The organism is Microcoleus sp. B13-B6 (genome assembly GCF_036705405.1).
GTDB lineage: Bacteria > Cyanobacteriota > Cyanobacteriia > Cyanobacteriales > Microcoleaceae > Microcoleus.
This window is the reverse complement of record NZ_JAUBUJ010000050.1, coordinates 51,314-59,395: the sequence shown is the minus strand read 5'-3', so window position 1 is coordinate 59,395 and position 8,082 is coordinate 51,314. Positions and strand designations below refer to the sequence as shown.

The following is an 8,082-nucleotide window of genomic DNA, read 5'->3' as shown; positions in this document are numbered from 1 at the left end:
TTTTAGCTGGCATTTTTGTAGAGATTGACTAAACTCCTTTTTTATTATACCCTATTTAAAGGTACAACAGCTTACACGCTCTTAACAAAGGAGCATCTACATAAACTATAGCTGTATGTCCGCCGTCATTGCTGTCGTCAGAGTCATCATATTGGTGTACGCCATATCTTTCTAGCAGGTCAAAGGAGCCGAATTGCAAAAAATGCTTCTGACAACGTTCCCGATCCTCTAAATATAGGAAGTTAAAATTTAGCTTGCCGTTTTCATCTTGCCAAAATTTCTCATCAATAATTCCCACGTTTCCATCAAACCATTCGGGGCGAGTTTCCACATGACAAACAATGGTAATGACTCTTGTTGCAGGCTGATAGCCTGTTGGCAATATTTTTTTGCCTAAAAGAGTATTAGCAAGATAGGATTTGCCAGAGTCAAATGCTCCTGTCAAGACAACATTTGGTTTTTGGTAATACTGGTTAATTTGTCCTTGCAGATCGTTAGGTCTAGGTAGATCGGTTGGCAATTCCAGCCCAGAAAAAAAAGAATTTTTATCGATATACTGATTAAGTAAATTTAGCCGGCGATAAAGTTCAGCGTAGGGACTGCGTGGTTCAATTCCTGGGAGTGGATGTATTTCCTCTGACATGGCAGTTGCAATGTCAACACCTAATATTTGAAGCCATTTCACTGCCATTCCCATCGGAACTTTTGCAGGGAACTGCTCATAATGTCTAACCTGATCGGCGGAGATTCCGAGCCTACTGGCAACTGCTTCTTGACTTATACCTTTCGGTTCGCGATAGCGTCGAAAATTAATGTTCATAGCATTCTCCTACTCGCTAGTTTAACCCACAGGAAGTTATTTGTTTTTTATAATTATCTTCTAATTATGAATTTATCGGAGTAATAAAATGTCAAATTTTATCAGCAATTGAGACGAGGTATCTGTCAGAAAATGTCAGAATTGGTCAGATATGTCAGAAAATGTCAGAAAATATATGCTAAAATAACCAAAACCGTCACAACTACCCGACCGATGGACGTTAAAGAAGTCTTGAGATTTGCCGATGACCTGGTTTTCGCTAAGACGGGAGAACATTTGGAGGATTTGCAAGAAGCTATCCTGGGGGGTGTATGGGAAGGTAAAAAATACTCTCAAATCGCAGAAGTATCCCATTGTAGCGAAGGTCACGTCAGGAATGTAGCTTCAAAATTATGGAAGCGTTTATCAAATGTATTGGGTGAAGAAATTACTCCATCGAATTTACACTCGACACTTGAGAGACGACAATTATTCATCATTTCATCAAATTCGGGAAACGATTTTTTTATTGGTAATGTCAATGTCTGTAAGGATAGTCAATCTCCAGAAATTCTAAAAACCCGATCGCCCTCAACCCCCACCTCAGACACCTCCCAACCCCAAACCCGACTAGACTTAGCAGACGCGCCTCATATTTCATCATTGTGCGATCGCACATCCGAACTCGCCACCCTAGAAACATCGATCGTCCAAGAAAATTGCAACATCGCAGCAATATCAGGACTCAGCGGCATCGGCAAAACCACACTTTCCCTCCACCTCATCCAAAAAATTCAGCATAACTTTCAATACGTCATCTGGCGAAGTCTCCGCCACTCCCCACCGTTAGAAAGTACCCTAAAAAATCTTCTAGAATTTCTCTTAAATAAACCCGAAATCGAACTCCCTACCAGTATCCCCGATCGACTTTCCCTGTTAATGGAATATCTGCGAAAAAACCGCTTTCTCATCATCTTCGACGACGTACAAACCATTCTCAGCAGCGGACAATTAGCAGGAAATTACCGCCCAGAATGCGAAAATTATAGCATCTTCTTCAGACAAATCGGAGAAACAACCCACAACAGTTGTTTAATCCTCAATAGTTGGGAACCACCCAGAGAAATTACCGCCTTAAAAGGAGAAAAATCACCAGTTCGCGCCTTGCAACTCAAAGGCATAGGTGCAGCAGCAGCCGAAATTTGCCGACAAAAAAGTTTACTCAATCCCGAAACATGGGAAAACCTAATTAACACCTACCGAGGCAATCCATTGTGGTTGAAAATAGTCGCCACCACCATTCAAGAAATATTCCGAGGTAGGGTTGCAGAATTTTTGAAATATGATATCCTATTCTTAGGGGAAGAATTGGCGGCAAACTTGCACCCGCAGATAAATCGTTTGTCTGAATTAGAAAAAAAACTAATCTGCCGCCTCAGCCGCGAAGCAAATTCAGTTTCAATAGAGCAATTGCTACAAGATGCCGATTTATCGCCCTCCGAGTTATTCAACGGGCTGCAATCTTTGGGGAGGCGATCGTTAGTTGAAATAGAAGAACGGGAGAATGAAACGCTATTCAGCGTTTGTCCTGTGGTGAGACAATATGTAATATCCAATCCAGTTTGTTGATACTTTCCGACAGTGCGACAGTCCGACAGTCCGGCAGGGGTTGAAACCCCTGCCTCAAAGCTAAAGTCGGTTAAAACCGACTACAGAATGTGATGGAAATGCAATTAATTGTAGTCCTCTTTTAGAGGACTTTCGCTATGAGACAGGGGTTTTCAACCCCTGTCGGACGGGAAGTCAAACGAGAGATTCGATCGCAAATATGAATACTGCTGAACCTTCATTAACTAAAACCGAATGTTGATACTTTTCGACAGTCCGGCAGTCCGGCCGGGGTTGAAACCCTGCCTCAAAGCTAAAGTCGGTTAAAACCGACTACAGAGTGTGATGAAAATGCAATTAATTGTAGTCCTCTTTTAGAGGACTTTCGCTATGAGACAGGGGTTTTCAACCCCTGTCGGACTGGAAGTCAAACGAGAAATTCGATCGCAAATATGAATACTCCTCAACCTTCATTAACTAAAACAGAATTAAGAAAATCGCTCCTCAACACCCGCAAATCCCTATCAGCACAAGAATGGAGACAAAAGAGCGATCGCCTCTGCAATCATCTCCAAAACTCGCTCTTATTTACCCAAGCAACCACAATCCTCGCCTACTTCAGTTGTCGCCAAGAACCAGATTTAAGTCCCCTATTTACATCTTCTGTGGAGGAGGCATCTTGCCTGCTCAATTCTGGAGACAGGCAAGATGCCTGTCCCACAAATGCCATTCCCACCCCTAAAAAATGGGGATTTCCCCGCTGTGTCGGCAAAGAGCTATCCTGGCACATCTGGCAGCCCGGAGATGCTTTACATACTGGAGCTTATGGCATACTCGAACCACTGGCGGATGCTCCTAAAATAGACCATTCAGAAGTAGATTTAATGCTCGTACCCGCAGTAGGCTGCGATGTTCGCGGCTATCGCTTGGGCTACGGCGGTGGCTATTACGATCGAATGCTCAGTTTAGCTGAGTGGGAATCAAAAGTTACGATCGGCATTATCTTTGAATTTGCCTTGCTCGCCCAACTACCAGTTGACTCCTGGGACAAACCGCTGCACGGCATTTGTACAGAAAGCGCTTGCAAAATTGCACAGCGAAAATCTTAAACGGGCATAAACAAATTAATTTTCCGCAATTATGCCTATATCCTCTTAATCTAGAATCTAGAATCTAGAATCTAAAATCTAAAATCTAAAATACTATGGCCCAGCGCTACGTTCGAGTTAAAACAACACAAGGACACATTCATTACGGTTTACTGCAACTTAGCCACAGCGTTCAAGTATTTGATGCACCGCCCTGGTTACAAGGACAACCAACCGATTTGGAACTTTCACCAGATACTTACCAAATTCTCGCCCCGTGCTCTCCATCAAAAATTGTAGCCGTAGGCAAAAATTATGTCGATCACGCCGCCGAGATGGGAACCCCAGTACCGGAAGAACCCCTGCTGTTTTTCAAGCCTCCGAGTGCTGTCATCCCTGCAGGTGCAGCGATTCGTTATCCGCAGCAGTCGGAAAGGGTAGACTACGAGGGAGAATTGGCCCTGGTAATTGGCGAACATTGTAGCAACTGCACTCCCGAAGAAGCACACAGCAAAATTTGGGGCTATACGATCGCCAACGACGTAACAGCTAGAGATTTGCAAAAGCGGGACAACCAGTGGGCGAGGGCCAAAGGGTTCGATACTTTTTGTCCCTTGGGGCCTTGGATTGTCCGCGAACTGAGCCCGGCTGCACAGTTGCAGACTTTTGTCAATGATAGCGAGCGACCGGTACAGTCATCCCAGATCGATCGCATGGTATTTTCGCCAGACTTTCTCGTCTCCTACATCAGTCAAGTAATGACCCTAATTCCAGGCGATGTGATACTGACTGGAACGCCGCAAGGAGTAGGGCCGCTACAAATAGGCGATCGAGTCCGCATCGAAATTGAAGGCATCGGCAGTCTTGAAAATACTGTCACTCATTAGTTATGGGTTATTTGTGAGGACACGGCGAAAGCCTTTGTCCCTACGGGGAAGGCTTGGAATCTGCTGTATAATATCAATTAGCCCGTCAATTTTCACCAACTTTGAAATAGGATCGTTAGCCCATGCAACTCGAAGACTATTTTGACTTTCAGCGGCCAGATGATATTCGGGTCAAAGGGACGCGAATCGGCATTGAAACTGTTCTATATGATTTCATTCATCGCGCGCGCACTCCTGAACAAATTGCTCAAACTTATCCATCTCTTAACTTGGAACAAGTTTATGCTACTATCCTTTACTATCTGCACAATAAAGAAGCCGTTAGTAACTACATTGCTGATTGGTTGGAGTGGAGCCATCAGCAACTTAAAGCACAAGAACTTAACCCTCCACTTGGTATTGTTAGACTGCAAAAACTGAGCTCGGAAAAAAAATCCCAACAAATCATCAATGAGTCTCAATTATCTGTTGGATGAAAATGTAGATCCTACCTATAAAGCTGAAATCCTTACAGGCAATCCAAATTTGATAATTTGGTGTGTAGGCGAACCAGAAGCTCCGAGTCGGGGAACTTTAGATCCAGAAATTATTAAATGGTGTGAGGAATATAACTTTATATTGGTGACGAATAATCGTAAATCCATGCCCGTGCATTTGACAGACCATTTGGCTGAAGGTCATCATATTCCGGGCATTTTTATCCTCAATTCCAAGTTGAGTATTGGACAAAATATTCGGCAATTAATTTTTATTGCTGAGGCATCTTTTAATGATGAATATCAAGATCAAATAGTTCATCTGCGAGAGATTGTTTGAATAATTTTGTCTCATTGATAAGTAGAAGGAAGTTCGGCAACGGATTTTGTAACGGATGTAACGGATGTAACGGATTGACCGCAGAAGGTAGAAGGTAGAAGCTAGAAGAGAAATAAAGGGGGTATGTTACCAGGATTTGGTATAAACCCTATGATTTTCCCGATCGGCAAAATGAACGATTTGGCGAGGCTACAGTCAACGCCCTATCGAGATTTCACCTCAGTTTGACAATCATAGGGATAACAACTAAGCTGTGGAGCATTTAAACCATTCACTATCCAGGTAAGGTGCGTCAGGCGCGAACACTTACGCCGACTTGGGACACACTTCTGTACGCTCCGCACCCTACTATCTTCTTTTAAATGCCGAACAGCTTAACAACTGTCAACTACCAACTACCAACTGCTTTCCTGACTAACGAACCTGCATATAAACAGCATCCGAAAGCGGAGGAATCTCTGCATAGCGTCCCAAAAGTGACTGCACGACGGCATAGACAAATGCAGCCAAAGCGCCCAAAAACACCATGTTATACAGAGTTTCCGCAATAAATGCGACTTGTAAGCCGTTAGAAAAAATCGGCAAAACCAGACCGCACAGCATCAAAACAATGTCTAAAAGAATCGCCTGCATCGCATTAAAACGAATGAAGTGACTGATGTTTTCGTTTCTAACTACTCCTAAATACAGAGCAAAGAAGATAATCAAGCTAGCAAAGGGCAAACTATAAATTTGCATCAAAGGAGCTAGCGGTATCAACAACAGTTGCAGGACAGGAAACTGTGTAAACAGAAACCTGCCAAAGGCAAGCCCGTCAACCAACGGGAGCAAATAAGGCAAAGAAGCAAAAATCCGGTCTGGAACAGTTGTAGACCCGCGCCAAGTCATAATGAACTCTCCTGAGTCGATCGGTGAACTATTAATTCCTATTAAAATCAGCATAACGCAGCAGGCTCAGTTCCGACCCGCCCGGAATTTGCTCATTGGTGGGCGGATAGCAGCCTCAAGTACCAGATGCAGGGCAACTTAGATCGAGTCGCATTAATAGTCACCATGCCCCAGGCCCCATGCCCCAGGCCCCATGCCCTATTTGGCCGATGATTATTTAATATTGGCAATGACGAAGCCCATTTGACACTCGTACCGATCGGGCAAATTTTCCGTAGGTTTAGCAACTGGATGGCCGCAGCGAAGCTCTCCACCGCTCCAGCGCGGTTGGCCAGTGCGATCGGCCAGCAAACAACTTTGGCAAACACACTGAGGGGCAAGCATCTGATTTTCCATTAAAATGACTAACATTTGATACCTCCGGCAGGTTTCACACCAGTAATTTCATTGTATGTCAGGAGTTGGGGACAAACGGCTTAACCTGAACACAACGTAATATTTATATCAATGGGGCGAAATCCGTAGTACGGTATAAGATCCCCAATTCCCAATCCCAAAATTGTCAAGAGGTTGATTATTGTGACGGACACTAACTTAGAATTCCTTTCCAAAACCGATCCGCTGATTGCCGATTTAATCGGGCAAGAGCTGCAGCGGCAGCGAGACCACCTAGAACTCATCGCCAGCGAAAACTTTACCTCCGCAGCCGTAATGGCAGCTCAAGGCTCAGTGCTGACCAATAAATACGCCGAAGGACTGCCAGCGAAACGGTACTACGGCGGCTGCGAATTTATTGACGGCATCGAGCAAATCGCGATCGATCGCGCCAAACAGCTATTTGGAGCCGCTCACGCCAACGTCCAGCCCCACTCCGGCGCTCAAGCCAACTTTGCAGTATTTCTGAGCTTGCTGGAACCCGGAGACGGAATAATGGGCATGGATTTGTCCCACGGCGGACACTTGACCCACGGTTCGCCGGTCAACGTATCCGGCAAATGGTTCAAAGCTTTTCACTACGGCGTCAGCCAAGAAACAGAACAGCTCGACTATGACGAAATTTTGGCACTGGCCAAAGAAAACCGACCGAAATTGCTAATTTGTGGCTATTCAGCATATTCGCGAATTATCGACTTTGAGAAGTTTAGAGCGATCGCCGACGAAATCGGAGCCTACCTGCTCGCCGACATCGCCCACATCGCCGGGTTAGTCGCCACAGGGCACCACCCCAACCCCCTCCCCCACTGTCACGCAGTCACCACCACCACTCACAAAACCCTGCGCGGCCCCCGTGGTGGCTTGATTATGACCAATGACCCGGAATTAGGTAAAAAGTTTGACAAAGCAGTTTTCCCCGGCACTCAAGGTGGGCCCTTAGAACACGTCATTGCGGGCAAAGCAGTAGCTTTCGGCGAAGCATTAAAGCCTGAATTTAAAACTTATTCCGGTCAAGTAATTGAAAATGCGCGCGCTTTAGCGGCACAGTTGCAGCAGCGGGGTTTAAAACTCGTTTCCGGCGGCACGGACAATCACTTAATGCTAGTTGATTTGCGATCGGTAAACATGACAGGGAAGCAAGCGGACCAATTAGTCAGCGGTGTGAATATTACTGCTAATAAAAATACCGTGCCTTTCGATCCGGCATCGCCCTTTGTCACCAGCGGTTTGAGACTCGGTTCGCCGGCGATGACCACCAGGGGAATGGGAACAGCAGAATTTACCGAGATTGGCAATATTATCGCCGATCGCCTGCTAAATCCAGATGATGAAAGCGTCGCAGCAGACTGCCTGCGTCGAGTAGCAGCACTGTGCGATCGCTTCCCGTTATATCCCCACTTGTACTTGAAAGTGCCGGCATTAGCTTAATTTTCCTGATCGGCAATGGGAAATTGGTAGTTGGAAGTGTACGGGTAAAAGGGTAAAAGAGCAGGAAAAGATTGAGAGTTGCCGGTAGCGATATTGACAAGCGGTTTTCACCAAAAATATCGATCGCCAATAC

9 protein-coding genes are annotated in these 8,082 nt (G+C 45.2%); 6 read left to right on the top strand and 3 right to left on the bottom strand.

Features of this window, described 5'->3' with window-relative positions; all coding sequences use genetic code 11:
* Positions 1 to 55: 55 nt before the first annotated feature.
* Positions 56 to 820 (bottom strand): dynamin family protein, encoded by a 765-nt coding sequence (locus tag QUB35_RS21640; RefSeq protein WP_333143798.1) that lies wholly within the window; start codon positions 818 to 820, stop codon positions 56 to 58.
* Between the two features lie 132 nt (positions 821 to 952).
* Here QUB35_RS21640 and QUB35_RS21635 point away from each other — a divergent pair, with 132 nt between their 5' ends.
* The 5 genes from QUB35_RS21635 to QUB35_RS21615 all read left to right on the top strand — a co-directional run bounded on the left by QUB35_RS21635 (position 953) and on the right by QUB35_RS21615 (position 5,198).
* Positions 953 to 2,428 carry an NB-ARC domain-containing protein gene (locus QUB35_RS21635; protein ID WP_333143797.1) on the top strand — a complete coding sequence of 492 codons (1,476 nt, stop codon included), beginning with the start codon at positions 953 to 955 and terminating at the stop codon, positions 2,426 to 2,428.
* A gap of 431 nt (positions 2,429 to 2,859) precedes the next feature.
* Positions 2,860 to 3,516 carry a 5-formyltetrahydrofolate cyclo-ligase gene (locus QUB35_RS21630; protein WP_333143796.1) on the top strand — a complete coding sequence of 219 codons (657 nt, stop codon included), beginning with the start codon at positions 2,860 to 2,862 and terminating at the stop codon, positions 3,514 to 3,516.
* Between the two features lie 95 nt (positions 3,517 to 3,611).
* Positions 3,612 to 4,382, top strand: coding sequence for a fumarylacetoacetate hydrolase family protein (locus QUB35_RS21625; protein ID WP_333143795.1), 771 nt, complete (start codon positions 3,612 to 3,614; stop codon positions 4,380 to 4,382).
* Between the two features lie 122 nt (positions 4,383 to 4,504).
* The gene (locus QUB35_RS21620; protein ID WP_333143794.1) at positions 4,505 to 4,858 is read left to right on the top strand and encodes a DUF433 domain-containing protein; all 354 of its coding nucleotides are present in this window, start codon (positions 4,505 to 4,507) and stop codon (positions 4,856 to 4,858) included.
* Complete coding sequence (locus tag QUB35_RS21615; RefSeq protein ID WP_333143793.1) at positions 4,833 to 5,198, top strand: hypothetical protein; 366 nt, start codon at positions 4,833 to 4,835, stop codon at positions 5,196 to 5,198. The genes QUB35_RS21620 and QUB35_RS21615 overlap by 26 nt, the downstream gene beginning before the upstream one ends.
* 414 nt (positions 5,199 to 5,612) lie before the next feature.
* Here the strand turns inward: QUB35_RS21615 and QUB35_RS21610 are convergent, their stop codons facing one another.
* Positions 5,613 to 6,086, bottom strand: a complete 474-nt coding sequence (locus QUB35_RS21610; RefSeq protein ID WP_333143792.1) for a Tic20 family protein — start codon at positions 6,084 to 6,086, stop codon at positions 5,613 to 5,615.
* A gap of 213 nt (positions 6,087 to 6,299) precedes the next feature.
* Positions 6,300 to 6,497, bottom strand: a complete 198-nt coding sequence (locus QUB35_RS21605) for a hypothetical protein (RefSeq protein ID WP_006631916.1) — start codon at positions 6,495 to 6,497, stop codon at positions 6,300 to 6,302.
* Between the two features lie 168 nt (positions 6,498 to 6,665).
* On the opposite strand from QUB35_RS21605, the gene glyA reads away from it, so the two are divergent.
* Positions 6,666 to 7,949 (top strand): serine hydroxymethyltransferase, encoded by a 1,284-nt coding sequence (gene glyA / locus QUB35_RS21600; RefSeq protein WP_333060851.1) that lies wholly within the window; start codon positions 6,666 to 6,668, stop codon positions 7,947 to 7,949.
* Positions 7,950 to 8,082: the final 133 nt, after the last annotated feature.